The organism is Thiomonas sp. (assembly GCF_054608695.1).
The window spans coordinates 1-26810 of the sequence record NZ_JBTRXV010000027.1 but is presented as its reverse complement, the minus strand read 5'-3'; the positions used below and the strand labels follow the sequence as shown (position 1 = coordinate 26810).

At 64.3% G+C, this 26810-nt stretch carries 25 protein-coding genes and 1 pseudogene; 8 read left to right on the top strand and 18 right to left on the bottom strand.

Features of this window, described 5'->3' with window-relative positions; all coding sequences use genetic code 11:
• Window positions 1-3 precede the first annotated feature (3 nt).
• The 18 genes from ACYCUK_RS10945 to ACYCUK_RS10860 form a co-directional block, all read right to left on the bottom strand.
• Window positions 4-750 (bottom strand): SDR family NAD(P)-dependent oxidoreductase, encoded by a 747-nt coding sequence (locus ACYCUK_RS10945; RefSeq protein ID WP_461594800.1) that lies wholly within the window; start codon window positions 748-750, stop codon window positions 4-6.
• A gap of 4 nt (window positions 751-754) precedes the next feature.
• Window positions 755-1885: a 6-oxocyclohex-1-ene-1-carbonyl-CoA hydratase gene (gene oah, locus ACYCUK_RS10940; protein WP_461594799.1), complete on the bottom strand. Its 1131-nt coding sequence runs from the start codon at window positions 1883-1885 to the stop codon at window positions 755-757.
• Window positions 1886-1916: 31 nt separating this feature from the next.
• The gene (had, locus tag ACYCUK_RS10935) at window positions 1917-2984 is read right to left on the bottom strand and encodes a 6-hydroxycyclohex-1-ene-1-carbonyl-CoA dehydrogenase (RefSeq protein WP_461594798.1); all 1068 of its coding nucleotides are present in this window, start codon (window positions 2982-2984) and stop codon (window positions 1917-1919) included.
• A gap of 24 nt (window positions 2985-3008) precedes the next feature.
• A complete protein-coding gene (locus ACYCUK_RS10930) occupies window positions 3009-3788 on the bottom strand; it encodes an enoyl-CoA hydratase/isomerase family protein (protein ID WP_461594797.1) in 780 nt (259 codons plus the stop codon).
• A gap of 197 nt (window positions 3789-3985) precedes the next feature.
• Complete coding sequence (locus ACYCUK_RS10925; RefSeq protein WP_461594796.1) at window positions 3986-6550, bottom strand: FAD-dependent oxidoreductase; 2565 nt, start codon at window positions 6548-6550, stop codon at window positions 3986-3988.
• Window positions 6550-7212 (bottom strand): CehA/McbA family metallohydrolase, encoded by a 663-nt coding sequence (locus ACYCUK_RS10920; RefSeq protein ID WP_461594795.1) that lies wholly within the window; start codon window positions 7210-7212, stop codon window positions 6550-6552. Before ACYCUK_RS10920 ends, ACYCUK_RS10925 begins: the two co-directional genes overlap by 1 nt.
• A gap of 23 nt (window positions 7213-7235) precedes the next feature.
• A complete protein-coding gene (locus tag ACYCUK_RS10915; protein WP_461594794.1) occupies window positions 7236-7688 on the bottom strand; it encodes a GNAT family N-acetyltransferase in 453 nt (150 codons plus the stop codon).
• Between the two features lie 49 nt (window positions 7689-7737).
• On the bottom strand, window positions 7738-8148 hold the full coding sequence (locus ACYCUK_RS10910) for a hypothetical protein (RefSeq protein WP_461594793.1): 411 nt from the start codon (window positions 8146-8148) through the stop codon (window positions 7738-7740).
• Window positions 8149-8159: 11 nt separating this feature from the next.
• Window positions 8160-8444: a hypothetical protein gene (locus ACYCUK_RS10905; protein ID WP_461594792.1), complete on the bottom strand. Its 285-nt coding sequence runs from the start codon at window positions 8442-8444 to the stop codon at window positions 8160-8162.
• 57 nt (window positions 8445-8501) lie between these two features.
• Entirely contained in the window at window positions 8502-9422 is a 921-nt protein-coding gene (gene bzdQ / locus ACYCUK_RS10900) for a benzoyl-CoA reductase, bzd-type, subunit Q (RefSeq protein ID WP_461594791.1), read from the bottom strand.
• Between the two features lie 24 nt (window positions 9423-9446).
• On the bottom strand, window positions 9447-10256 hold the full coding sequence (locus ACYCUK_RS10895; RefSeq protein WP_461594790.1) for an acyl-CoA dehydratase activase: 810 nt from the start codon (window positions 10254-10256) through the stop codon (window positions 9447-9449).
• Window positions 10257-10275: 19 nt separating this feature from the next.
• A complete protein-coding gene (gene bzdO / locus ACYCUK_RS10890; RefSeq protein ID WP_461594789.1) occupies window positions 10276-11580 on the bottom strand; it encodes a benzoyl-CoA reductase, bzd-type, subunit O in 1305 nt (434 codons plus the stop codon).
• Between the two features lie 18 nt (window positions 11581-11598).
• Window positions 11599-12738, bottom strand: a complete 1140-nt coding sequence (gene bzdN / locus ACYCUK_RS10885) for a benzoyl-CoA reductase, bzd-type, subunit N (protein WP_461594788.1) — start codon at window positions 12736-12738, stop codon at window positions 11599-11601.
• 130 nt (window positions 12739-12868) lie between these two features.
• On the bottom strand, window positions 12869-13057 hold the full coding sequence (locus tag ACYCUK_RS10880; protein WP_461594787.1) for a hypothetical protein: 189 nt from the start codon (window positions 13055-13057) through the stop codon (window positions 12869-12871).
• Window positions 13058-13167: 110 nt separating this feature from the next.
• Window positions 13168-13992: an alpha/beta fold hydrolase gene (locus tag ACYCUK_RS10875; RefSeq protein ID WP_461594786.1), complete on the bottom strand. Its 825-nt coding sequence runs from the start codon at window positions 13990-13992 to the stop codon at window positions 13168-13170.
• A 26-nt stretch (window positions 13993-14018) separates the two neighbouring features.
• The gene (locus ACYCUK_RS10870) at window positions 14019-15602 is read right to left on the bottom strand and encodes a benzoate-CoA ligase family protein (protein WP_461594785.1); all 1584 of its coding nucleotides are present in this window, start codon (window positions 15600-15602) and stop codon (window positions 14019-14021) included.
• A gap of 43 nt (window positions 15603-15645) precedes the next feature.
• On the bottom strand, window positions 15646-17214 hold the full coding sequence (locus ACYCUK_RS10865; protein ID WP_461594784.1) for a 3,4-dehydroadipyl-CoA semialdehyde dehydrogenase: 1569 nt from the start codon (window positions 17212-17214) through the stop codon (window positions 15646-15648).
• Between the two features lie 16 nt (window positions 17215-17230).
• Window positions 17231-17695 carry a 4-hydroxylaminobenzoate lyase gene (locus tag ACYCUK_RS10860; RefSeq protein WP_461594783.1) on the bottom strand — a complete coding sequence of 155 codons (465 nt, stop codon included), beginning with the start codon at window positions 17693-17695 and terminating at the stop codon, window positions 17231-17233.
• A 77-nt stretch (window positions 17696-17772) separates the two neighbouring features.
• On the opposite strand from ACYCUK_RS10860, the gene ACYCUK_RS10855 reads away from it, so the two are divergent.
• The 8 genes and pseudogenes from ACYCUK_RS10855 to ACYCUK_RS10820 all read left to right on the top strand — a co-directional run bounded on the left by ACYCUK_RS10855 (window position 17773) and on the right by ACYCUK_RS10820 (window position 26626).
• On the top strand, window positions 17773-18735 hold the full coding sequence (locus ACYCUK_RS10855; RefSeq protein ID WP_461594782.1) for a helix-turn-helix transcriptional regulator: 963 nt from the start codon (window positions 17773-17775) through the stop codon (window positions 18733-18735).
• A 108-nt stretch (window positions 18736-18843) separates the two neighbouring features.
• On the top strand, window positions 18844-20502 hold the full coding sequence (gene boxC / locus ACYCUK_RS10850) for a 2,3-epoxybenzoyl-CoA dihydrolase (protein ID WP_461594781.1): 1659 nt from the start codon (window positions 18844-18846) through the stop codon (window positions 20500-20502).
• A gap of 91 nt (window positions 20503-20593) precedes the next feature.
• A complete protein-coding gene (gene boxB / locus ACYCUK_RS10845; protein WP_461594780.1) occupies window positions 20594-22021 on the top strand; it encodes a benzoyl-CoA 2,3-epoxidase subunit BoxB in 1428 nt (475 codons plus the stop codon).
• A 71-nt stretch (window positions 22022-22092) separates the two neighbouring features.
• Window positions 22093-23352, top strand: a complete 1260-nt coding sequence (gene boxA / locus ACYCUK_RS10840) for a benzoyl-CoA 2,3-epoxidase subunit BoxA (protein ID WP_461594779.1) — start codon at window positions 22093-22095, stop codon at window positions 23350-23352.
• Window positions 23352-24146 carry an enoyl-CoA hydratase-related protein gene (locus tag ACYCUK_RS10835; protein ID WP_461594778.1) on the top strand — a complete coding sequence of 265 codons (795 nt, stop codon included), beginning with the start codon at window positions 23352-23354 and terminating at the stop codon, window positions 24144-24146. The genes boxA and ACYCUK_RS10835 overlap by 1 nt, the downstream gene beginning before the upstream one ends.
• Entirely contained in the window at window positions 24143-25642 is a 1500-nt protein-coding gene (locus ACYCUK_RS10830; RefSeq protein ID WP_461594777.1) for a 3-hydroxyacyl-CoA dehydrogenase, read from the top strand. Before ACYCUK_RS10835 ends, ACYCUK_RS10830 begins: the two co-directional genes overlap by 4 nt.
• 34 nt (window positions 25643-25676) lie before the next feature.
• A pseudogene (locus ACYCUK_RS10825) lies at window positions 25677-26169 on the top strand (enoyl-CoA hydratase-related protein); the annotation flags it as partial.
• A 16-nt stretch (window positions 26170-26185) separates the two neighbouring features.
• Window positions 26186-26626 (top strand): MaoC family dehydratase, encoded by a 441-nt coding sequence (locus ACYCUK_RS10820; protein ID WP_461594776.1) that lies wholly within the window; start codon window positions 26186-26188, stop codon window positions 26624-26626.
• The last annotated feature ends 184 nt before the right edge of the window (window positions 26627-26810 follow it).

The window sequence follows — 26810 nt, the reverse complement described above, 5'->3', positions numbered from 1 at the left end:
CTCCTAGTGGATGGTCATGCCGCCATCCGCTGCGAGGATTTGCCCCGTAACGTAAGCCGATGCATCGGACGCAAAAAATACAAACACCGGGGCGATCTCCTCAGGTTCAGCCCAACGGCCCAACGGAATGCGTTCCAGGTATTTCTCCTTAAATCGTTCGTCGGTTCGGATCGTTTGCGTCATGGGCGTGGCTGCTCCCGGGGCAATGGCGTTGGCGGTGATGTTGTACCGCGCAAGCTCCTTGGCCGTGCTCTTGGTCATTCCAAGAATGCCCGCTTTGGCAGCGCTGTAGTTGATCTGACCAATGGTCCCGAGGACCCCGGCGGCAGACGTGACATAGATGATTCGCCCGTAGCAGCGCGCCATCATTCCGTCCACCACCGCCTGCAGGCAGTTGAAACTGCCTGTGAGGTGCACCGCAAGCACTTGGTTCCATTGCTCCACAGTCATCTTGTGCAGCATGGCCGTGCGCGTGATACCGGCATTGTTCACCAGGATATCGACGCGCCCCCACGCGGCCGTGACTCGATCCACCATCGCTTGGACCTGCTCACGCTCGGCCACGTCACAGGGCACAGCCATGGCCTGCCCTGCTGCGGCCTGAATGTCATGCACCACGCAGTTGGCGGCGTCGAAGTTCATGTCGATGACCGCCACGCGAGCACCTTCTCTAGCATAAGCTTTGGCCACGCTCGCACCGATGCCCTGCCCCGCACCGGTGACGATGGCTACGCGATCCTTGAGTTGCATGGGCTTAGTCCTTCGGTTTGGCCAGGACCTGTTCGGCAAACTTGTCGTCGAACAACGCCCCTTGGGCGACCAACTGACGGTACTTGATGAAGTCGATCTGGTCCTGCCCGGTCGCCTTCTTGGCATCGAAGGCATTAAAGCCAAGCCAGGCTTCGTGGTTCATATTGGCAGCCAGCCAATGACGGTTGGGGAGCTTGAACTGATCCCAGAAGAACTTTTTCTTGCCGCGAATCCCATCGATCGACTTCATCAGGCAATGGGGGAACAGGTTGGTGAACTTCCAGAGCAAATCCTGAACCGCCGCGTCGAGTCTGCTGAAATCCGTCGTGCATTGCGCCATTAGATCCTTGGCGGCCTTGACTTGGTCCGCAGCGACCGGTTCTCCATACACAAGCTCGCCGTCGTCCACATAGGCATCGGTACGCACCAGGGGATTTCTCACCCACTGGCCATCGCGCTTGAGCACCGGCACAACCTTGGTCACGAGATTCTTCGCTTTCATTTTGTAAGCGCTCCAGGTCTCGCATGAGATGCAGTTGTACATCGCATCTTCCATGTTCAGCATCCACGGCAAGAAATCTGTCGAACCCCCATCGGGCGCACTGCCGTGCCGAGGGCCCGCTTGGCCAAACACGGCAAGATCGGACGTCACGGTCAGGTCTGTGGCCATTCCGATTTCCTGACCGCCGGCCACACGCATGCCATTAACGCGGCAAATCGTCGGCTTCTTGCAGTTGAGAATGCCATCCACCATGGCATTGAAAAGATCCATGTACTCGCCGTACTCGTTCGGCCGCTTGGAGTAGTAGGCGGAGTACTCAGCCGTGTTGCCTCCCGTGCAGAAGGCCTTTTCACCGATCCCTGTGAAGACGACGGCCACCACGCTGCGATCGCTGGATGCGCGCTGGAACCCAGCGATGACGGCCTTGACCATTTCGGTCGTGTAGGAGTTGTACTGGCTCGGGTTGTTGAGGATGATCCAGGATGCAAACAGCTTGTCCACCGGCTTGCCATGCGGGTCGATCACCGGGCGCTTCTCGTAGATGACGGACGGCGCCTGCTCACCGTAATGTTCATCGCCAAACAGCGCGTGATCCTTGAGTTTGTCGTCGCGACGCAGCCATTCGAGTGCCATGAGATATCTCCTGAAGTTGCTAAACGTGGTTTTAGAAATCGGGGGTCAGAATGACGCGCCGCTTGAGCAGGCCGTGGTGAGCCTCGTCGAACACCTGCTCGATCTGGCTCATCGGCCTGGTCTCGACAAAGGGTGCGAGCTGAATGCGCCCGTCGAGGCACATCTCGAGTACGGCCCGATACTTGTCGGGCGTGCAGCCCCAGGTGCCGATGATTTCGGCATCGAATGCCATCAGCTTGGACAGCATGTAACTGGTCTCGTCGGTGCCGTAGCCGACGATGACCAGGGTACCGACGAAGGACAACAGCGACAGTGCGGTCTCCTGTCCTGGCTTGCTGCCCGTGCATTCGAAGATCTTCCAGCCGGTGTTGGACGGCAGGCCCTTTGCCTTGCAAAAGCCCTTGAAGACCGCCTTCAGGGCCTTGGCGTCCAGGCCCTTCGGGTCGATCGTGAAGTCGGCGCCATAGTTCTCCATCAGCTTGAGCTTGTCGCCGTTGATGTCGATGCCGACCACGGCCGCCGCGCCCATGCCCTTGGCCACCTGCACCATGAAGCTGCCCACGCCGCCGGCGGCGCCGATGACGATGACCCGGTCGCCCGGGGCGAGCCCTGCGCGCACTGCGGCCTGATACGGAGTCGTGACGGCATCGGCGATCACCGCGAGATGCTCGACCGGGATGTCCCCGCGCTCACCGACCACGCACAGGAACTTGGACTGGCAGACGATGTGGCTGGAAAACCCTCCATAGATTCCCATCGAGTTGCCCGGCATTTTTTGCGCCAGGCAGCGGTTGCCACGCCCGGCCAGGCACAGCTCGCATGTGCCGCACGGAATGACTGCAGGCACGATCACTTCCCTGCCGATCAGCGAGGCCTCGCCGCCGACCACCACGCCGCTGATCTCATGCCCGAGGGACAGCGGCGGAGGCTGCACGGTCGGCACGCCCATGTAGAAATACGACAGGTCGGTGTGGCACACGCCGCAGCCCTTGATCTGCACCACCACGTCGCCCGCAAGGAGCGCCGGCATGGGAACCCGGGTCTGCTTGAGCTTTCCCGGCTCGGACATCTGCCATGTATCGATGAACTCTGGAATCATGCTGTGCTCCTGTGTTGACTTTGGCTATTGGTTGCGCCAGACGGGTTTGCGCTTTTCGAGAAAGGCCGCGAGTCCCTCCTGCGCGTCGCTGGTGCTCATCAGCTCTTCGAGATAGACGGTCTCGGCGGCGTCGAGGGCCACTGCGAAGGGTTTGTCAGCGGCCACGCGTATCGCACGGCGCGCGCTGAGCAGAGCCGTGCGGCTCAGCGCCAGATAGGGCTCGACGAAGGCCGCCAGATCGGTCTCGAAGCTCTCCTTGGGGAACACCCGGTTGAGCAGGCCGATGCGCAGAGCCTCGTCGGCCAGGATGGTGTCGCCGCCCAGCAGGATCTCCATGGCACGTGCAGGGGGGATCAGGCGCGGCAGGAGGACTGCGGCAACCGGGGGAAACACCCCGAGCTTGATTTCCGGTTGGCCGAATTTCGAGCCCGCCGCTGCCACGATCATGTCGCAGCCGAGCGCGAGTTCCATGCCTCCTCCAAGCGCAGCTCCATTGACGGCAGCCAGCGTCGGCATCGGCATCTCCTGCAACAGGCGAAAGATGCCGTGAAAGACGTCGATCATGCGATCGACCTTGTCAGGGGTGTGGTCCGCCACTTCGACTCCGGCGGAGAACGCCTTGTTTCCGGCCCCCGTCACAACCAGCAGCTTGGCGTCCGTGGCGGCTTGGCAGCGCTCGAGTGCGACGCAGATCTCCTCCATGGTCGGGATGTCGAGCACGTTGTAGGGCGGCCGGTCGATGGTGATCGTGGCCAGGCCCCGGACGACCTCGTAGCGTATGAACTGGAATTGTGCGTCTGTCATGGTGTCCCCTTTGAGTTTGTCCTGTGCAACGCGCCTGAGCTGTTTCAACGGCAGGCAGAACTGGCTGCCCGCATCACAATCCGCGCAGCGCAGCTGGCCGCTTGCCTCGATCTGCCAGACATCGGCGCCGCAGTTCAGGCACCTGCACGTTTCGCCCGGCTTGGGCGTCGGATGGCATCCTGGCTTCATGCCGCCGCCTAGAACAGGTCGTCCATTTCATCGTCCCCGCCGCCCGGCATCTTTCCGTACTGCTGCAGGTAGGCCTGGATCATCTGGCTCTCGCGCGAGGTGAACATGGCGGACTCTTCGACGATGAAATAGGCGGCGCTAGCCCCGCGCGCGAGCTGGCTCAGCAACCCTTCGCGCAGGTTCTCCACGCCCTTGATGCACAGCACGTTCTTGTCCGTGTCCAGCAGTTGAAAGACCCCGGGCTCGGTGCTCACCGCCTGCACCACCGCCTCGGAGAACTCCAGCCAGGACTCGGGCGGGAGCACGGCGTCGGCGATGAGTGGCGCCAGATTGCATTTGAGGCAGCGCGAAGCTTCGGCGCGTGCGCTCGCTTCGTCAAAACCCGCCTCGACTTCGTCCCAGCCCGTGCGCGCTTGCGGCTCGAGCATGATGGGATGGAATTTCCGGCGCTGGTTGAAGCCTGGGTCGCGGCCGATGTGCGGCGAAGTTTCCCAGCCATCCCGCAACAAGCGCTCGGAGATGTCGCCGTCCCCACCGAGCAGGATGTCCATCGCCTGCGCTGCCACGCGGCCCTGGGCCACCGACTCGATCAGGGTGGACGGACCCAGCACGCAGTCGCCGCCGGCGAACACGCGCGGCCGGCTGGTCAGCATGGAGTCGGCGCGCACCGTGATGCGGCCCTTGTCGTCGGTGACGACGCCGAATCCGCCAAATCGCTTGGGATGCTGGCCGATCGCAGCGACCACCAGGTCAACGCTCTCCTCGACCTCGGCCCCAGTAGCTATCGGACGGCGCCGCCCGGAAGCGTCGGCCTCGCCCAGTGTCATCTGGGCATAGGCGATGTTCAGGCGGCTCTTGCCAGTTCCGGCTTCGATGCGTTTGGGGGCCAGCAGGTAGCGCATGTTCACACCTTCGTCGACACAGCCCTCAAACTCCTCGGAGCGCGCCGGCATTTCCTCGCGACTGCGCCGATAGACCATGTCAACCGCAGCGCCGTAGCGGCGCGAGGTGCGCGCGCTGTCGGTAGCGACGTTGCCGCCGCCGATCACGGCCACGCGCGCGCCGGTCTGGATGGAGTCGGGCTGGTTGACCAGGCCCATGGTGGCGGCGCGCAGATAGCTGACACTGTCGACCACCCCAGGCAGGTCGTCGCCCGGAATTCCAAGCTTGTCGCCACCCTGGCAACCGATGCCGACAAAGACCGCGTCGAAGCCTTCGGCGAACAGGCAGTCGAGCTCGTCGATCTGCCTGCCATGGCGAAACTCGACGCCGAGGCGCTCGACTTCGGCGACTTCGCCGTCGATGACCTGGGTGGGCACACGATAGGAGGGAATGCCATAGCGCGCCATGCCGCCTGCAGCGCGCTCGCCCTCGAACACCGTGACGCCGTGGCCCTGCTTGGCCAGATAGAACGCCACCGTCAGGCCTGCCGGGCCGGCGCCGACCACGGCAGCGCGCTTGCCGCTAGGCGGCAGCTGCTTGGCGTACTGGCGCCAGATTCCGGTGTCGTTGTCGGAAGCGATGCGCTTGAGTCCGCGTATCGACAGGGGGTCGTCGAGCTGGCCGCGCCGGCAGGCCGACTCGCACATGGCAAAGCAGGCGCGGCCGAGGATACCCGGGAAGGGCAGCTTTTCGCGCACCACGGCGGTGGCCTCGCCGAATTTCCCTTCGGCCGCCAGTTGCACGTAGCGCGGCACGTCGATGCCGGCCGGACAGGCGCTCTTGCACGGCACCATCGATTCCTCGCGTCGCGCCGGGTCGAGGGTGCGGTCGATCAGGGCGCCGGTCGGGCAAACGGTCACGCAGGCCTGGCAGAAGCTGCAGCCGGACTCGATCAGGGTCGGCGCGATCGTGCCCACATAATGGCGCAGACCCAGGGGCGTCTGCACCTCCTTGACCTCCAGACAGCCCACGCCGCGCACCACGTTGCAGGCGACCAGGCAACGGCGGCAGTCGATGCACAGGTTGTAGTCGCGGTCGAAAAAAGGCTCGTCCTTGATGACGGGCAGGGCCGCCGGCTTGTACGGCGGGGTCGAGTTCGGGATGCCGATGTAGTCCGCCACCCGGCGCAGCTCGCAGCTCGCAAAAATCGTGCAGCAGCGCGTCTCGGGCGGGTTTCCATACGAGCATTGCGAGCGCGAACACCCATCCCTTTGCGGACAGGTCAGGCAGACATGGGGATGGATGCCGAGGATCTTGGCCAGATTCGCCTGGCGTGCTGCCGCAATCTCCTTGCCCTGGCTGACCACGACCATGCCAGCCGCCACCGGCAGGGAACAAGCATTACGCTGACCCGGCTGGCCTTCGATTTCGACCAGGCAGAGATTGCAGCCGCTGCCCGGCCCGGGTTCGCCCCTGCAGCTACGTTGCGCCGCTGGCGGCAGATCGGGGTGCGCGCACAGCGCCGGGATGTAGATCCCGGCCGCGGTCGCCGCGTTCAGCACCGTGGCGCCGACAGGCGCTTGCACGCGCTGGCCGTCGATGGTCAGTGCGATGGTCTCGCCAAAGTCCTCCACCCCCGCCGTGAGACTCTGCTTCCACCACCTGATTTCAGATGTGACTACGGCATCCATCACGGCGTCCCCCGACTGCCCATGGAATTCGACCCGGCTCTTGTGTAGGCCTCGAAATAAGCGCCGCGGCAACGTCCGCGTCTCACCGCATCGATCAGACCCGCCATATCGCGCACCGGGTCGTCGAACTCGGTGGCGCAGCGCCCCACCGCGCTGACCTTGTGGCAATCGCTGCCGCCCAGGGTTGGCAGCTTCATCCGCACGGCAGTCTGGATGGCGCGGTCGTTGTCGCCGTCCACATTGCCGCCGTTATGCGTCTCGACACCGGCGAGACCCTGCAGATCGAACATGGCGTCGAGCATGCCGCCCAGCCCCGTCGCGCGGTAGGGATGGGCCGGCACGCAGATTCCACCCAGGCCGTTGATGCGGGCGATGACGTCGAGCAACGGGAGGTAGTTGTCCTGACCCCAGGTATTCCAGCAATCGTCCTGCACACCGTAGGCGAGCAAATGCCCATGGTCGGTCGAGATCTCCACGCCGCGCAGCAGCAGAAAACCTTCGTCACGGGCGATCGCCTCGACCGGTTCCGACGCCATATACGAGTAATGTTCGGTGATGCAGACGCCGTCGAGGCCGAGCGTCTTGGCGCGCCGGATCAGGTCCAGCGGTTCGAGCCAGTTGTCATACGAATGCTTTGTATGACAGTGCATGTCGATCCACATGATGCGCAGTCCGGCAGTGCGCTTCAGGGCAGCACGCACTCGAGGTTGACGCGCTTCGACGGCACGAATTTCTGCCGCGCGAAGAACTTCTCGAGGGCAAAGTCGTCCCAATTGACCAGGGTATAGACTTTCTTCACCCCTGCGGCCTTCATGTTCATCATGAACTGGTCGAGCATTTCGCTGGCCACGCCAAACTTCTGAAACTGGGGATGGACGCCGATGGTGTCGATGGTCGCGGTCGAATCGACGATGCCGAATTCGCCGAAAAACAGATAGCCCATGACGAACCCGACCACCTTGCCTTCGACCTCGCAGACGATCGAGCAGTTGATACCGGTTTGCCGGTTCAGGATGGCCGAGATCTTGCGCGCGTAGTAGTCGTGCCTGGACTGCTTGGTCGCGATTTCGTCGATGGCCACGATGGCGTCGAGATCCTCCATCTTCAGGACCCGCAAAACACGCCTTTCGTTCAACATGTTGTTCTCCTTGGGTTCCGACATTCACGGTGTCTGATTTCGTTTCAGCTCAGGTCGGCTCGAGGCCCGGACCTGCGCTGCGCCCCTGGCGGACATAGACCGAGCCCCAGGCCTGACTCGCACTGGCGGCGTCGTAACAGACCGTGCAGGACGACTCGGCGTCGGTGCTCCCTGCGCGGCTGGTGGCGAAGCGCTCCACATGCACCTCGAAGCCCATCGCCCGGTAGTTCTCGACCACTTCGGAAAGCCTCGGCTCGCCGATCGTGGTGCGCAGGATCCAGCCATCCTGCGTGAGCTTGAAGGCAGGGTCGTCGGCATGGGCCGACGACCCTGCCGAACAGGACTCCCCGGATCCGCATGACGCAGCGGACTGGCATCCCCCCCCGACCGCAGACGGCGCACAGGTGGACTGCGCCGGCCCGGCCGGCACGACAGGAATTCTGAATTCGCTTTTGCGCATCTCCATCTCCCTCACCACGAATGCTTGATCGCGCCTGGCGAGCAAGCCTGCATACAGGGAAGGCTGACGTGACCGCCGCTGGGCTTGCATTCGGCGCAGTCGTAGGCCAGGGTGCGGCAGTTCGGCTGCTTGACCCTGGCGACCTCGTCGTCGTAGTCGTCGGTGATCATTTCGAACATCTGCTTGGGACATGCGGTGAGACAGGCGCGACCTGCAGAGCAGTCGATGCAGCGGTCGGTGTCGATGCTGATGTAGTACTCACCTGAGCCGTCCTTGTAGCCGTAGTTGGCGATCATGTTTCCCCCTCGGTCGAGCCCCGGGCAGGCGGCATTCGGCCGTCTGCCCCAGTGTGGTCACGCTGCCTTGGCAGCCATCTGTTTTTGCATCAAGGTGTAGCCAAACAGGGCAGCCCCGAGTGCGCCAGCGATCTGGCTGTCGATCTTGGTGTCGAGCGCCTTGATGCCGAGAAGTTTTTCGATGCGCTTGACGACCCCGGGATTCTTGGCAATCCCCCCCGTGATGAAAAAGCCTTCCTCGACGCCAATGCGCTGCAGCAGCGAAACGACGCGCTCGGCCATGGCCTGGCAGTAGGCGGCGATCACCTTGTTCTTCGTGTAGCCGGCCTTGAGCAGGGCGAGGGCCTCGGACTTGGCGAACACGACGCACACCGACGACACGGCCTCGGGCTCGACGTCGACCTCGAAGGAACGCGGCCCGAGTTCGGCGATCGGAATCTGCATCAGGTCGGAGATCACTTCCATGCCGCGCCCGGTGCCGGCCGCGCATTTGTCATTCATCAGGAAGTTGGTGACCTTGCCTTTTTCATCGCAGTGAATCGCCTTGCAGTCCTGGCCGCCCATGTCGAGGATGGTGCGAACGCCGTTGCCGCCCATGTAGTTGGCGCCGCGTGCATGACAGGCGATCTCGGTGATCGCCTTGTGCGAGAACGGCACGTTGACCCGGCCGTAGCCGGTCCCGACCACATAGTGGATGTCCTCGAGCTTCATGCCACATTTGTCCATCACGCCCTGCAGGGCGTTCTTGGCCGAGTCGGGCGAGTTGTTGCCGGTGCGCATGCTGTTGTAGCCGTACAGTTCCCCGTCGGTCACCAGCACGGCCTGCGAGGACACCGAACCCACGTCGATGCCGCAGGTGAGAATTTTGGCGCTCTTCCAGTCCTTCGTCTCGTCGATCCAGACGTTTTCCTGCCAGCGCCAGAATTCCTTTTTCTCGGGGGCCGTTTCGGCCACCACTTCGCTCTGCGTTGAGCTCATTTCTCACTCCTGTGTCTTGGTGGATCAGTGCTGGCGCTCGGCGGCGATCAGGGCGCAGCCCAGAGCGCTGATGTACTCGGGCATGGCTGGCAGGGAAATCTGCTCGACTCCCATCGCGTTCTTCAGCGACTGAACAAAGCCGGCGTTATGCACCATGCCGCCGATGAGGACGACTTCGCCCTCGATGCCAACCCGACGCACCATGGCGCAGACGCGGCTGGCCACTGCGTCGAGCACGGCCTTGGCGATGTCGTTCTTGGGGGTCGCCGAGTGAATCAGCGAAACCACTTCGGACTCGGCGAACACCGTGCACTGTGCGTTCATTGGAATCGTCTTGTCCGACAGCAGGCTGGCCTCGCCGAACTCCTTGAGGCTCATCTGCAAGGCGCGCGACATGGCCTCGGCAAAGGACCCCGCACCGGCGGCGCATTTCTCGTTTCCGGCAAAGTCGACCGCGCGTCCCTCGGCATCGGTCTTCATGCCCCGCCCCTCTTCTGCGCCGACGTCGACCACGGTGCGCGCCGATGGGTACATATAGGTCGCGCCCTTGGCGCCAGCCGTCATCTCGGTGAGGCCTTCCGTGGCGAAGGCGACCTGCTTGCGCCCGGCCCCGGTGACGAACACGGCCGAGATCTGGTCGCGGGTCAGGCCAGCAGCGGCGAGAACATCGTCATACACCTTCTCGGCCGCCTGGTCCGGGTCGAGGTCGCCCGGCATCATGATGTGCGTTTTCTTCACCGCGTACTTGAGCTGCGGCGCGCCATCGACCTCGATTTCCTCGAGCAGCAGCACTTTCACGCTGCGCGAACCCATATCGATTCCTGCAGTAATCATGTCTGTCTCCGGTTCCTCGTCAGGCTGGCTGGCGGCGAAGGCCAAGCTGTTCCATGAATGCATCGACGCGCGCCTGGGTTCTCACCTCGTCGAACTCGCGCTCGTCGCCCATATTTCCCTCGAAGGTCATGATGGGCACTCCCGCCTTGGAGATGCCCATGCGGTTTTCCATGATCCCGAGCGAGAGTCCTTCGCAGCCGCGGTTCAGGTGCAACATGACTCCGTCGACCTGCCATTCCTTGATGATGCGCAGCATCATTGCGGTCTTCAGACTCGGATCGAAGAAATGCTGCCACTGCGGCTTCGAGAGATTCCAGTCCGCATAAAGGCGCAGCGCCGTGTCGCGATCCTTGATGTCGACCCCCTTGTCCCAGGGCAGGATGCGCCCGCCCCAACTGCCGTCGAGCTTGTCCTCCCAGATGCCTTCGAGGGCAAAGGTGTAGAGCGAACCGACCGACACCGCGCCAAACGTTTCCAGGTAACGGAAGATCTTCAGGAAGGACCAGGGCGGCTGGGTATCGGACATCATGCGCACGGTCTCGTTCGGCACCGCGGCGATGCCGCGCGCCACGCGGTCCTTCACTTCCTCGTACAGCTCGTCATAGAAGTCTGCACACCACTGCGATGACTTGGACAGGGTTGCCAGCACGTAGAGCGAGTACATGGTCTTTTCGTCCAGCGGAGCCGGCTTGGCCTTGTTGAGCGCACAGATGTCGGCCCAGCGGCTTGTCGAACGCATCTCGTTCTTCACCGCATTGATGAACAGTTCGTCGTCAAACTTGCGGCCGGTGGACTTCTCGAGGAACTCAATACCGTCGTGCAGCTGATTGGTCACGTAGTCGAGGCGCTGTTCGTTCATGTCCTTGTAGGGACCGACGCCGACGTCGACATAGAACTGGGGAACCTTCTCCTCCTTGGCGACATGCTGGTACCACTTCGAGTGCGAACAACAGATCTGTGTCTGAAAAATGAAGTCGGGCTTGGGAAACTCGCCACCGAACAGGTATTTATTCAGATGCATGCCGCCCCAGTAGATCCTCATATACGAGCACAGGTCACGCGCGAAGCCGTAGGCCTCGGCAGCATCCATGCATTCCTTGGCGAACTTGCGGTCATGCGCGACCGATGCCGCATAGGGTTCGCCGGTCAGCGAATAGACGTCCTTGCCGAGGCCCGCCGGCAGCGCATCCAGCGCCCAGGCCGAACCCGACCAGCGCAGGCCGCCTTTTTCCTTGGCCCTCGCATAATTCATGTAGTAGTTCTCGCGCAACTCCTTGGCCTTGGCCCAGAGCTTCAGCGGTTCTGTCGGATATTTCCCGTGCATTGCCAGTCTCCCGTCTGTTCAGAACATCTCTTCTTCGCTCATCGTCTCGAGGAATGCCTCGACCCGAATGCGGAAGGGGCCAATCGGATTCGTGATATCGAACTCGAGGAACAGCGTCGGAATGCCGTTCGCTTCGAGGTGCCGCTTCAGGTCGGGGTAGTCGCCCTCATGCGGGTCGCAGAATTTTTGCTGCAGAAAGATCGCCGCGCGCACGTTGAATTCCCTGGCCAGGCCGAGCACATGGTCGAAACGCGTGTGGCTCGGGTAGTCCTTGGTCGGACAGGCGGGGCGGTCGCAATAGCGGTCGGCGATCGCCTTGATGACGTCCGCGTCGGGCTTGGACTCGTTCCAGAAATAGCGCGTTCCCGAACATTGGTCGTCGATGACGATGGTCGAGCCCACCGACTCGACCATGGCCATGAAGGCGATGTCGTCGTTCTCTGAGCCGATGGTCATGAACCTGACGCCTTCCGGGCGGTTCAACTGCCTCGATGGCAGGGCTGCTAGAACCTTCTTCAACTGCTCGTTGTGCTCGCGCTTGTCGACGAACTGGGCGGTGAGCGAGGCGTAGATCGCTTCGACCCCGGTGACCTGCGGGTCCTTCGCCTTGCGGTACTCGAACAGCTCCCGCAGCAGACGGCGGTTCTCATCGACCACGGTCAGCGCGTCCCCGAGCATGGCGTCCGTCAACTCCCGGCCGGTCAGCGCCTGCAAGAAGACGCGGAACGATTGCAACTCGGCGTGGTGCATCTGGCGCGCGTGCGGCGACTGCACTTCGTTCGGCATGGGAACGTAGTAGTCCCACTGCACGCTCGGGACATTGCTGCGCCAGGAACTGAAAGTCTGGCGGTACTGGATACAGGACTGGGTCAGGGTGACGCCGTCGCAGTAGTCGAAACGCCCCAGCAGCCCCTGTGCCAGCGAATCGCGGCAGAAGGGACAGAACATGCCGAAGATATGCGGCTCGGTCACGTTTTGCGGCTCGTGCGCACCCAGCACGCGCACCGGCAGCATGCCGGCCGCGATCAGCAGTTCTTCTGCCGTGTAAGTGCACATTGTCGCCACCACTTGACCACCTGTGCGCGCTTTCCAGTCGCGCGCATAGTCGTGGCGCTTGTCGTACCAGCCTTTGAACTGATCAAACAATCCGTCGCTCATTGGGAATCCTCTTTGTCCGATGATTTCACCGCGGTCCACCCACCAAGTAAAGATGCGTTATCTTGCTTTTTCTCGGAATGTCAATGCAATGAAATGCAGTTTATGCTCGCCTGGAATGTATGCATTTGCTCTAGATCAACAAATCGCACTCTGGGCCAACTTGGCGCGAAACATAAAGAAACATGATTTCTTGGTAAGCGCCAGTGAATGCCAGAATCTCCAGAGCATAGGCATTAAATTGCTTCTTTTGGGGTCGACGGCGCAAGGTTGAAGCGGCGTTGAACCAGCTTGCCCAAAGCCGTGCTTGGGCGCGAGCCATGACCGAGCCCGTGGCGCCGACATGCCTCTGTTGACGAGCCCAGCGACTGGCAGCCCGAGAGTGGGCTTGGCGCGACTGGCAATGTCCGCGAGGCCGCGCGGCTACAGCTTTCAGCCGCGCGGCGCGGCGATGAACGCAGTGGCTGCAGCCAGCACCACCTCAGCCTGGTCGCGGTGCGGGGAATGCCCGCAGTCGGGGATTTCGAGCAGCCGTGCCTGCGGCAGGCGCCGGGCGATGCCGTGGATTTGCTCTAGGGTGCCGTATTCGTCGTCCAGGCCCTGCATGGCGAGCAGGGGGCAACGGATCTGGGGCACCTCGTCTTCGATCGACCAGTTGCGGAACCGCGGATCGAGCCAGATGCGGTTCCAGCCCCAAAACGCCGAATCGGGGTCGGCATGGTAGCGGGCCAGGCGCCGGCGCAGGTCAGTTTCCAGGTAGGCCAGGCGTGCCTGCTCGATGCTGTCGACCGAAAGCTGTTCGACCATGATGTGGGGTGCGAGGACGATGGCGCCTGCCACCTGGTCAGGAAAATGCGCGGCATAGAGTAGGGCAATCGAGCCGCCGTCGCTGTGGCCGAACAGCCAGGGGCGGTCCCGTTTCGGGTCGACGCCCAGGGCCGCGAGCAGTGCGGGAAGCACTTCGTAGGCTTGGCGGTGCATGAAATCAGGCAGCCATGTCTCACCGTCGTGTCGTGGCGTGGAGGCGCCGTAGCCCGGGCGCGAATAGACCAAGCCGCGGCAGCCGGCCGCCTCGCACAGGCGCTGCGGAAAGTCCTTCCACATTGACAGCGAGCCCAGTCCCTCGTGCAGGAAGATCAGCAGCGGGGCCACCGCCGCGCCCGCGATCCATTGATATTCGACCTCGATGCACCGCCCCCTCCAGTCGATGTCGGCGAACTGCGCGGCGCTGGGCTGGGCCTTGAGCTTGGCTTGCATGGGCATACGGGGTGGAGATCGAACGATCACTGCGCGGCGGACTCGCGCTGGCGCAGCTTGAAGCGCTGGATCTTGCCGGTCGCGGTTTTCGGCAGGTTGTCGACGAATTCGATCAGGCGCGGGTATTTGTAAGGGGCCAGGCGGTCCTTGACGAAGGCCTTGAGCGCGGCCTCGGTGACCCGCTCGCCACCTTTGAGGACGACGAAGGCCTTGGTCTTAGTCAACCCTTCGCTGTCGGTGACGCCCACGACCGCCGCTTCGAGCACCCCCGGGTGTTGCATCAGGGTGGCCTCGACCTCGAACGGGGAAACGTAGATGCCGCTGACCTTGAGCATGTCGTCGCTGCGCCCGGCGTAGGTATAGGTTCCGTCCGCATTGTGAATGTATTTGTCACCGCTCTTGATCCACTCGCCCTGGAAGGTTTCAGCCGACTTGGCACGGTTGCCCCAATACATGAGCGCACTGGAAGGGCCGTGGATGTAGAGATCACCGGGCTCGCCATCGGCCACCGCGCCGCCGCCGTCGCCGCGCAACGCGATGTCATAGCCCGGCACCGGCCAGCCGGTGGTGCCATAGCGGATCGCCCCGGGCCGGTTCGACAAGAAGATGTGCAACATCTCGGTCGAGCCGATCCCGTCGACGATGTCGATGCCGAATTGACGTTTGAAGCGCTCGCCAATCTCAGCCGGCAACGCCTCGCCCGCGCTCGACGCCATGCGCAGCGCGACGTCCTTGGGGCCCGGCAATTGGGCATATGCGAGCATGCCCGCGTATCCCGTCGGTGCGCCGAAGAAGACGGTCGGACGGATCGCGCCGACGCCGCCCACCCAGCGCCTGAAGGTCGCCTCCGGGGTCGGGCGCTCGGCCATCAGGATGACGGTGGCGCCGACCCCGAGCGGGAACGTCAGCGCATTGCCCAGCCCATAGGCGAAGAACAGCTTGGCGGCAGAGAAACACACATCGCCTTCGCGCAGGGCGAGCACGCCCTTGCCATACAGCTCGATGGTCCAGTAGGGATTGGCATGGGAGTGCACCGTGCCCTTGGGCCGCCCGGTCGAGCCCGACGAGTACAGCCAGAAGCCAGGGTCGTCGGGGCCGGTGGGGGCCGGTTTTAGCGCCGGCGCCTGGGACCCGACAAACACCTCGAAATCGACTTCGGCCGGATGCAGGGAGGCTGTCGGGCGCGAGACGATGACCTTTTGCACTTCGTGGTCGGACTTGATCATGGCCGCAGTCAGTGCCGGCAGCACCGCACCCGACACCACCACCGCCTGCGCCCGCGAATGCTCGAGCATGTAGGCATAGTCATCGGCGGTCAGCAGGGTGTTGACCGCGACCGGCACCAAGCCCGCATACATCGCACCGAGAAAAGCGACGGGCCAGTCGTTGCAGTCCTGCATCACGAGCAGCACCCTCTCCTCGCGCTTGAGTCCGAGGCCGCGCAAACCCGCGGCCATCTGGCGCACGCCATGGGCCAGCTCGCCATAGCTGAGGCGGCCGAGATCGTCGATATAGGCCGCCTTCCCGGCGCGGCCCGCATTGCATTCGAGAAGGTACTGGGCAAAGTTGAAATGCGCGTCCCAGGGTGGCTTGCATGTGTCTGCGTTCAATTTTGTCTCCTCGTTGATGCAACAGCTGTGGCGCTTTGCGCGCTCATGGTTTTGTGATGTGCGCTTGCAGCGCGTCGAGCACGCCGGCCGAGGCCTGTATGGCGCAGCGCCGGTGATAGAAATTCAAGCCCCGCCTGCCGCCCAGCTCTTCACCACCGCCGGCGCGCCCAGGACCGCCGTGCAGGGATTGCGGCATCACATTGCCGTGCCCCGTCTGCCCCGCGGCCACGTCCGGACTGATGACGTGGACCCGACCATGGCTGTCGGCCAGCTCGGCGGCGGCAGCAGCGAGCGCTGGGGCGTCGCTGCCGTACAGCGACACCACCAGCGAACCCTGGCCGCGCCGCACCAGCGCCAGCGCCTGTGGCATATCACGGTAAGGCAGCAAGGTGGCGACCGGACCGAACACCTCGACATCGTGGATACGTTGCGCCTGTTCGCTGGCCTGCGCCGTGCGCACGCCGAGCAGGGTCGGCGCGACGCAGCACGACAGCGCGGGGTCGGCGTCGAGCAGGAATTGGGCCGACCTGTCGAACAGTACTTCGGCCTCTTTCCTGAGCTCGGCCAGGCCGGCCAGCACCGCGTCCTTCTGCTCGCGATTGACCAGCGCCCCCATGCGCACCGCCTCGTTGCGCGGGTCACCCACCGTGGTTTTCTGCAGGCGCGCCGAGATTGCGGCGGCAGCCTGCGCGTACTGCGACTCGGGAACGAAAACCCGGCGTATCGCCGTGCATTTCTGGCCAGACTTGACCGTCATCTCGCGCGCCACTTCCTTGGCCAGCAGGTCCAGCGCCGCCTCGCCCTGGCCCGGCAGCAGCAGTGCCGAATTCAGGCTGTCGGCCTCGATATTCACCCGCACCGAGCGCTCGGTGACGGCCGCGTGCGAGCGGATCAGCACAGCGGTCTGCGCCGAGCCGGTGAAGGAGACGACGTCGAAGGGCTGGAGCTGGTCAAGCAGACCCTTCGACGAGCCGCAGACGATGGACAGGGCTCCTTCCGGCAGGACCCCGGCGGCGACCACGTCGGCCACCATGCGCTGGGTCAGCCAGGCGGTCGCCGTGGCCGGTTTGACGATGACCGGCACGCCCGACAACAGGGCCGGGGCGGCCTTCTCCCACAGACCCCAGGCGGGGAAGTTAAAGGCATTGATGAAAAGTGCGACTCCGCGCGTCGGAGTCAGTACATGTTGGGATTGAAAGCTCGCGCCGTGGCCCAGGCGCTCGGCCTCGCCGTCGAGCAGCGCATGGCGGTCGCCGAGTTCAGCGCCCAGCTTGGCGTACACACCCACCGTATAGATCGCGCCGTCGACGTCGACCGCGGTGTCGCCCTTGACCGTGCCGCTGTTGCGCGTGGAGATTTCGCCGTAGCCGTCGCGTTTGGCCTGCAGGACTTTGACCACCGCCATGAGCAACGCGCCGCGCTCGCGGTAGCTCAGGGCGCGCAGCGCGGCGCCGCCCCGTTCGCGGGCGAAGGCAAAGCCTGCCGCCAAGTCGAGCCCGCCTGAGTCGACCCGCACAAGTTCGTCCCCGAGCACGGGGTCTCGCAGGGGGATGCCGGGACCGTTCCCGGTCTGCCAGCGACCAGCCAGGAAATTGGGCAGCAATTCGCTCATGAAGTGATCTTCGGAATCAGCGTGTGAATTCAATGCGGCCTTCGGGCAGCAGGTAGAGCACGAGGGCGCGACCCCGCGCGACGGTCGGATGGTGCGCGCTGCCCGGCGCGTAGACAAGCCAGCCAGCGCCCCGCCCGTCGAACTCGGAGTCGGTATCGATGGGCATGATGAGGTCGATTTCGCCGTTCGGATGCGCGTGATGGGGGCCAACCACGTCCTTCATGTCGACCACGTCGACCGAAAAATTGTGCAGTTCGGCACTGGGCTTGAACACGCGCCCGTAGCGGATGCCTCCGGCTTCGCGCTCGCACAGCCAGCCCTCGGCCAGCCCTCGCAGACAGTCTTCCTTGAGTTGTGCGAAGGTCGCGCTACCGGCGCCATGCTCGCGGTTCAACCTGGCCTCGAGTTCAGATCCCACCGCTTGGCCCGCAATGCTCGCGGTGACAAGCGCGAGGTGTTGATGGAAATCAGCTGACGACATGGTGACTGCTCCTTGCTTGTCTTGATCTGCGATATGAAGTATTTTGCGTCCTAGCACTTTATATTCCCAAGCAACTCATGTCAAGCACTATATTGCATACAAATGCCGGCCCGAGCCAGGAATCCACGCCCCTGAACAGCCTGACTTCGCTGCGCGACGTCGCCGACGGGACCGAGCGCAACCCCTTCCTGACCGCCCTCGGCGAGCGTGTGCGCGCCCTGCGCTCGCGCCGCGGCCTGACCCGCAAGGCGGTGGCGCTGGCCTCGGACGTCTCTGAGCGCCACCTCGCCAACCTCGAAAGCGGGGTCGGTAACGCGTCCATCCTGATCCTCCTGCAGGTCTCGCTGGCACTGCAATGCACGCTGGCCGAACTGCTCGGCGACATCACGACGGCATCGCCCGAATGGCTGCTGATCCGCGAACTGCTGGAAAACCGCGACGAAGCCACGCTGCGCCGCGTGCGCGCAGCGATCGGCGAAATGCTGGGCACCGGGGGCGACAATGCCCAGTGCAGTTCGCGCGTCGCCTTGGTCGGCCTGCGCGGCGCCGGCAAGTCCACCCTGGGCCAGATGCTGGCTGAAGACCTTGACTTTCCATTTGTCGAACTGAGTCGCGAAATCGAGAAGTTGGCAGGTTGCGGCGTGGCCGAGATCCAGTCGCTCTACGGCATGAACGCGTATCGCCGCTACGAGCGCCGCGCCCTCGAGGAGACCATCCAGATCTACCCGGAAGCCGTCATCGCCACCCCCGGCGGCCTGGTCTCGGAGCCGGCCACCTTCAACCTGCTGCTCGCGCACTGCACGACGGTCTGGCTCCAGGCCAGCGCCGAAGACCACATGAAGCGCGTGGTCGCCCAAGGTGACCTGCGGCCGATTGCCGCCAGCAGCGAGGCGATGCAGGACCTCAAGAACATCCTGGCCGGGCGTGCAGCCTTCTACTCGAAGGCCAAGTTCAACCTCGACACCAGCGCCCAGGACTTGCCAGCGACCTTCCTCGAATTGCGTCAGTTCGTCCGCCAAGCGCTCGGCATGCAAGGGTAAACCCCCGGCAATGTATGCATTAAAATGCTTGTTTATTGGAAATAAGTGCATTATGATGCTCTTTCGCTTCACCGCGCACTTCATTTCCAAACATTCAAGGAGCAGCCCGTGACCCAACCGACCCACGTCGACTACCAGACCGACCCGTCCCGCTACAAGCATTGGAAGCTCAGCTTCGATGGCCTGATCGCGACCCTGGCGGCCGATTTCGACGAAAACGGCGGCTTGCGCCCCGGCTACAAGCTCAAGCTCAACAGCTATGACCTCGGCGTCGACATCGAACTCAACGACGCCATCAACCGCATCCGCTTCGAGCATCCAGAAGTGCGCACGGTGATCGTAACCAGCGCCCGCGAAAAGGTGTTTTGCTCGGGCGCCAATATTTTCATGCTGGGCGTGTCCAGCCATGCCTGGAAGGTCAATTTCTGCAAATTCACCAATGAAACCCGCAACGGCATGGAAGACTCGTCGCAGCACAGCGGCCTGAAATTCCTCGCCGCGGTCAACGGCGCCTGCGCCGGCGGCGGCTACGAACTCGCGCTGGCCTGCGACGAGATCATCCTGGTCGACGACCGCTCCAGCGCGGTCAGCCTGCCCGAAGTTCCCCTACTCGGCGTGCTCCCCGGCACCGGCGGGCTCACCCGCGTGACCGACAAGCGCCATGTGCGCCACGACCTGGCCGACATCTTCTGCACCACCGCCGAAGGCGTGCGCGGCCAGAAGGCCAAGGAATGGCGCCTCGTCGACGACATCGCCAAGCCCGCTGTGTTTGCCGCCAAGGTGCGCGAACGCGCCTTGGCGCTGGCCGCGCTGAGCGACCGCCCGGCCGCCGCCAGCGGCGTCACCCTGCCGGCGCTGGCCCGCAAGGCCGAGGCCGACGCGCTGCGCTATGACTATGTCGAGGTCGAGATCGACCGCGCCAGGCGTTGCGCCACCTGGACCGTGAAGGGTCCGGCCGCGCCTGCGCCAACGACGAGCGCTGCCATCGAGGCGGCCGGCGCCGCCTGGTATCCGCTGCAGATGGCGCGCGAGCTCGAAGACGCCATCCTGTCCATGCGGACGAACGAGGCCGAGATCGGCACCTGGCTGATCAAAACCGAAGGCGACCTCGCCGCCGTGCAGGCGCTCGACGCCACCCTGCTCGCCCACCGCGGGCATTGGCTGGTGCGCGAGACCATAGGCCTGCTGCGCCGCACGTTCAGCCGCCTCGACCTGTCGTCGCGCAGTCTGTTCGCGCTGATCGATCCGGGCTCGTGCTTTGCCGGCACCTTGCTCGAACTGGCGCTGGCCTGCGACCGCATCTATCAACTGCAGTTGCCCGGCGACGCCACGCGCAGCCCGAGAATCCTCGTCACCGACACCAACTTCGGCCTCTACCCGATGATCACCGGGCAGAGCCGGCTCGAGCGCCGCTTCTACGCCGAAACCCTGGCGCTCGACGCCGTGCGAGCCAAGGCTGGCCAGCCCCTCGACGCCGACGCGGCGTTCGCCCTGGGCCTGGTCACCAGCAACCCCGACGACATCGACTGGGCCGACGAAATTCGCATCGCCATCGAGGAACGCGTGGCGATGTCGCCCGATGCGCTCACCGGCATGGAAGCCAACCTTCGCTTCAACGGCCCGGAAAACATGTTCACCCGCGTGTTCGGCCGCCTCACCGCTTGGCAGAACTGGATTTTCCAGCGCCCGAACGCCGTCGGCGAAAAGGGCGCGCTGAAGCTGTATGGCAAGGGCGACAAGGCCGCCTTTGACTGGAATCGCGTCTAAACCAGAACCGTGCCGTGCAGCGCGATTCCGGCGCACACGCTGCCGCAAGATCCATCGCCCACCGGACCCCAAACATCTATCGGAGCTCACCATGTCCAACATCGACTACAGCGAAACAATCCCCAACAACGTCAACCTCAGCGAAGACCGCACCCTGCAGCGCGCGCTCGAGCAGTGGCAACCGAACTACCTGAGCTGGTGGGCCGACATGGGCCCGGACGGCTCACAGGACTTCGACGTCTATCTACGCACGGCGATCAGCGTCGACCCCCAAGGCTGGGCCCAGTTCGGCCATGTCAAGATGCCCGAATACCGCTGGGGCATCTTCCTCAACCCCGCCGAGGTCGACCGCAAAATCCATTTTGGCGACCACAAGGGCGAGGCCGCCTGGCAGGACGTGCCCGGGGAACATCGTGCCAATCTGCGCCGCATCATCGTCACCCAGGGCGACACCGAGCCGGCCTCGGTCGAGCAGCAACGCCACCTCGGATTGACCGCACCCAGCCTGTACGACCTGCGCAATCTGTTCCAGGTCAACGTCGAAGAGGGCCGCCATTTGTGGGCGATGGTCTATCTGCTGCACAAGTATTTCGGACGCGACGGCCGAGAGGAAGGCGAAGCCCTGCTCGAGCGCCGCAGCGGCCAGCAGGACAACCCGCGGATCCTGCAGGCGTTCAACGAGGAAACGCCGGACTGGCTGTCCTTCTTCATGTTCACCTACTTCACCGACCGCGACGGCAAGTTCCAGCTCTGCGCCCTGGCCGAATCGAGTTTCGACCCGCTGGCGCGCACGACCAAATTCATGCTGACCGAAGAGGCCCACCATATGTTCGTGGGCGAATCGGGGGTGTCGCGCGTGATCCAGCGCACCTGCCAGATCATGAACGAACTTGGCACCGACGACCCGGCCAAGCTGCGCGCCGCCGGCGTGATCGACTTGCCGACACTGCAGCGCTACCTGAACTTCCACTTCAGCGTCACCATCGACCTGTTCGGCGCCGACCAGTCGAGCAATGCTGCGATCTTCTACTCCACGGGTTTGAAGGGCCGTTTCGAGGAAGGCAAGCGCAGCGACGACCACCAACTCAAAAACGACAGCTACACCATCCTTCAGGTGCGCGACCAGGCGCTGGCCGAGCAGGACGTTCCCATGCTCAACGCGCTCAACGAAGTGCTGCGCGACGATTACATCAAGGACAGCATCGGCGGCGTTGCTCGCTGGAACAAGGTCATCGAGAAGGCCGGACTCGCGTTCCGCCTGAAGACCCCGCACAAGGCCTTCCACCGCAGCATCGGCAGCCTGGCCGGGGTCAAGGTCTCGCCCGAGGGCCAGGTCATCAGCGACGCCGAGTGGAACGCCAAGGTGGATCAATGGCTGCCCAGCGAGTCCGATCGCAAGTTCGTCGCCTCGCTCATGGGCCGCGTCACCGCGCCGGGCAAGTTCGCCAACTGGATCGCGCCGCCCATGATGGGGATCAACCGTCAGCCGGTCGACTTCGAGTACGTCCGTTTCGCCTGATTGCGCGCCTCAAGCACCGCTCCGGCAAGTCGGCCTGCAGGGGCGATGCGAACACCCTCTTGGAGACCGCCATGGACATGGCCGCCGCCGGCATCATTCGCCAGCATCTGATCGATCCCGAAATCTGCATTCGCTGCAACACCTGCGAGGCCATCTGCCCGGTGGGCGCGATCACGCACGATACGCGCAACTATGTGGTCGACGCCAGCAAATGCAACTCCTGCATGGCCTGCATCCCGCCCTGCCCGACCGGATCGATCGACAACTGGCGCACGCTACCGGCTAGCCTGGCCTGGAGCATCGCCGACCAGTTCGCCTGGGATGCCCTGCCCCCTGAACTCTGGCCCGAGCAAATGGCAGCCGCAGGAGCGACCGAGACAGAGTTCGCAGAGCCGCCTGCCGTGCCTGCGGAGCAGGAGCAGTTCAACAGCACCAGCTTCGGCGCGACCCTGCCGCCGTGGTCGGCGGCGCATGCCTACACCAATCTGTTCGGCCCGAAATCTCCGGAGAAATTTCTCAGCGCCACAGTGGCCGGCAATGTGCGCGTGACTGAAGTCGGCAAGGTCTACGACACCCACCACATCGTGCTCGACTTCGGCAACCTGCCCTTCCCCGTGCTCGAAGGCCAGTCGATCGGCATCATCCCGCCCGGCCAGGACGCGCAAGGCCGGCCCCACCATGCCCGTCAATACTCGATCGCCAGCCCGCGCAACGGCGAGCGCCCGGGCTACAACAATCTGTCGCTGACCATCAAGCGGGTCCTGGAGGACCACCAGGGCCACCCCGTGCACGGAGTGGCGTCGAACTATATGTGCGACCTGCAGGTCGGCGACAAGGTGCAGGTGATCGGACCCTTCGGCGCCAGCTTCCTCATGCCCAACCATCCGCGCTCGAACATCGTCATGATCTGCACCGGCACCGGCAGCGCGCCGATGCGGGCGATGACCGAATGGCGGCGCCGCCTGCGCCAGTCGGGCAAGTTCGACGGCGGCAAATTGATGCTGTTTTTCGGCGCCCGCACCAAGGAAGAACTGCCCTACTTCGGTCCGCTGCAAAACCTGCCCCGCGACTTCATCGACATCAATCTGGCGTTCTCGCGCATAGCAGGCAGCCCAAAGCGCTATGTGCAGGACGCGATGCGCGAGCGCGCTGCCGACCTGGCCGCGCTGCTGGCAGACTCCAATACTTATATCTACGTGTGCGGCCTCAAGGCGATGGAAGAAGGCGTGGTGCTGGCGCTGCGCGACATCTCCGAGCAGTCTGGCCTGTCCTGGGATCGCGTCGCCCCGGCGCTGAAAAACGAAGGCCGGCTGCATCTGGAGACCTATTGATGACGAGCTATCAAACCCTGTCGATCGCGCAGGGCGCAAGCGGCGTCGCGCGCTTGACCATGAGCCGCCAGGCCGTGTTCAACGCCTTCGATGAAACCATGATCGGCGAACTCGACCAGGCCTTCGTCCAGCTCATCGACGACCCCGTGGTGCGGGTCATCGTGCTCGCAGGCGACGGCAGGCATTTCAGCGCAGGCGCCGACCTGCAGTGGATGCAGCGCGCAAGCCACGCCACGCAGGAGTGGAATCTGGTCGATGCTCGCCGCTTCGCCGAAATGCTGTGGCGCATCGACAGCTGCCCCAAGCCGACAGTGGCGCGGGTGCAGGGCGCGGCCCTTGGCGGAGGAGTCGGACTGGCCTGTGTCTGCGATGTCGCGATCGCCGCAGACAACGCAAGCTTCGCAGTCAGCGAAGCGAAGTTCGGCATCCTGCCTTCGGTCATCGGCCCCTATGTGACGAACGCGCTCGGCCGCCGCCAGGCGCGCCGGCTGGCGCTGACCACGACCCGCATCGACGCCGCCGAGGCGCTCGCGATCGGCCTCGTGCACCGCGTCGTCGCACTGGATGCGCTCGACGCCGCGGTCGACGCGACGGTGACCGAGCTGCTGGCCGGCGGCCCGCAGGCTCAGCGCGAAATCAAGCAACTGTTCGCCGCGCTCGAAGTCGGCCCTGTCACCCCCGAGGTGCGCGAGCTGACCGCGCAGACCATCGCCCGCGTGCGCGGCAGCGAGGAGGCGCGCGAGGGCTTTGCCGCCTTCCTCGCCAAGCGGCCGCCAAACTGGACCCAGCCATGACCGATGCGAACCTCGGACTCGGAGGCGCCCCCGTCCTCGTCATCGGCGCCGGCATCATGGGCGCCGGAATCGCCCAGGTCGCTGCCCAGGCCGGGCATGTCGTGTTGCTGTTCGACGCCCGCGCAGGCGCAGCGGCGCAGGCCAGGGACAAACTGGCCGCGACCCTCAAGGGCCTGGTCAGCAAGGGCCGGCTGGCCGCGAACGCGGCGGCGCAGACCCTGGAGCGCATCCGGGCCATCGATGCGCTGGAACAGGGGCAAGACTGCGCGCTGGTGATCGAGGCCATCGTCGAAAACCTGCAAGTCAAGCGCACCCTGCTCGCCGAGCTCGAGGCCCTGGTCTCGCCCGACTGCGTGCTGGCGAGCAATACCTCGTCGTTGTCGATCACCGCGATGGCCGCAGGACTGGCCCATCCGCAGCGACTCGTCGGCATGCATTTCTTCAACCCGGTTCCCCTGATGAAGCTGGTCGAGGTGGTGTCCGGGCTCCACACCGCGCCAGAGGTCGCGCAGGCGATCTTCGACCTCGCAGGCAACTGGGACAAGGTCCCGGTGCACGCGCGCTCGACCCCTGGCTTCATCGTCAACCGCATCGCCCGCCCCTATTACGCCGAGACCCTGGCCCTGCTGCAGGAGCGGGTCGGCACGCCCGAGCAACTCGATTCCTGCTTGCGCGCGGCGGGGTTTCGCATGGGGCCCTGCGAGCTCATGGACCTGATCGGACACGACACCAACTTCGCGGTCACGCAGTCGGTGTACGAGGCGAACTTCTACGACAAGCGTTACGTGCCTTCGCTGGTGCAGCGCGAACTGGTCGACGCCGGCTGGCTCGGACGCAAGTCCGGACGCGGCTTCTACGACCACAGCCTGCCGGCGCCCGCGGCGCCGGCGCCACCACCCCTTGCAGCTCCGGCAGCGGCGGCGTTGCGCGTGGCAGGCAGCGGCAGGATTGCAGAGCGCATCGCCGCCGCCTTGCGCAGTGCGGGCAGGGACTTCGCCCGCGACGACCGCGTCGACTGGTGCGGGCTCGAGGTCGGCGGCGCGCGCCTGCGCCTCACCGACGGCCGCCCGGCCAGCCAACTCGGCGCGGAGATCGCGGTATTCGATCTGCCGCTCGGCGCCGAAGGCTCTGCGCTGGCCTGGGTGCCTTCGGCCAGCGCTTCGGCCGCTTGGGTCGACGCGGCGCCGCAATGGCTCGGTCTGCTCGGATTCGCGCCGATTCGCCTGAGCGACGCTCCGGGGCTGGTGGTTGCGCGCACCATCGCCATGCTGATCAACGAAGCCGCCGACGCCGTGCAGCAGGGCGTCTGCACGCGAGCCGGCGCCGACGCCGCGATGAAGCTCGGCGTCAACTATCCGGCCGGCCCTTTCGAGTGGCTCGGGGGCTGGGACGCTGAAAGCGTCGTCGGCCTGCTCGAGGCCCTGGACTTCGCCTATCGCGGCGAACGCTACCGTGTCAGCCCCTGGCTGCGCCAGCGCTGCGCGCTAAATGCGTGAGAAAACATGATGGCTGAACGCATTGAACTGGCCGCTGGACTGCGACCTGCCCATCGTCTCGGCGATCAATGGCGCAGCGGTCGGCGCCGGTGGCGCTGCTGGCCGATATTTCGATCGCCGGCGAACGCGCCAAGATCATCGATGGCCACACCAGGATAGGCGCAGCCGCCGGAGACCACGCCGCCATCGTCTGGCCCCTGTTGTGCGGCATGGCCAAGGCCAAATACCACCTGCTGATGTGCACGGCGATCGACGGGGTGGAGGCCGAGCGCATTGGTCTGGTCAGCCTCGCCGTGCCCGACGCCGAACTGCTCCGGCGTGCGCGCGAGGTCGCTGCGACCCTGGCCGCCGCCAGTCCCGAGGCGCTGGCCTTCACCAAACGCAGTCTCAACCACTGGCTGCGCGCCACCTGGCCAGCGTTCGAGCATTCGCTAGCGCTCGAGACCCTGGGATTTGCCGGGCCCGATGCGCGCGAAGGACTGGCCGCGCTCGCCGAAAAACGCCAGCCGCGTTTCACCCGCGCCTGAGATAGGCCGATCAGCCATGAAATTCGACGACTTTTACGCCGGCCAGATCATCGAGGTCCCCCCGCGCCCCTACGCGGTAAGCGAGGCCCAGATCGTCGGCTTCGCATCCACCTACGATCCGCAGTGGTTCCACACCGACCCCGCCGCAGCCACCGGGCACCGCTTCGGCGGCCTGATCGCCAGCGGCTGGCGCACTTGCGCCATCGCCATGCGCCTGCTGGTCGACGCCGCGCTGCACGATTCCGAATCCTTCGCCTCGCCCGGCCTGTCCTACGTCAAGTGGCCCAATCCGGTGCGCCCGGGTGACAGCCTGACCGTGCGCGCCGAAGTGATCGAGGCGCGCCGCTCGCGCGGCCAGACCCTGCTTGGCATCCTGCGCTGGCGCATGTTCAACGCTGCCGGTGCTGAAGTCCTGGACCTGGAAGCCACCAGCCTTTTCCAACTTTCCCCAAGCTGACCATCATGGAAGAAACCTATCTCTGCGACGCCATCCGCACCCCGTTTGGCCGCTACGGGGCACCTCGAAAAACCTGCTGGATGCTGGCAAGATGTCGCTGATGCCGACGTTGTGAGAGCCATGAGATGATCAAGATCAGTCTGTTGGCCGATCAGGAGCGCGAAGCGCGGCTCGACAAGCTTGG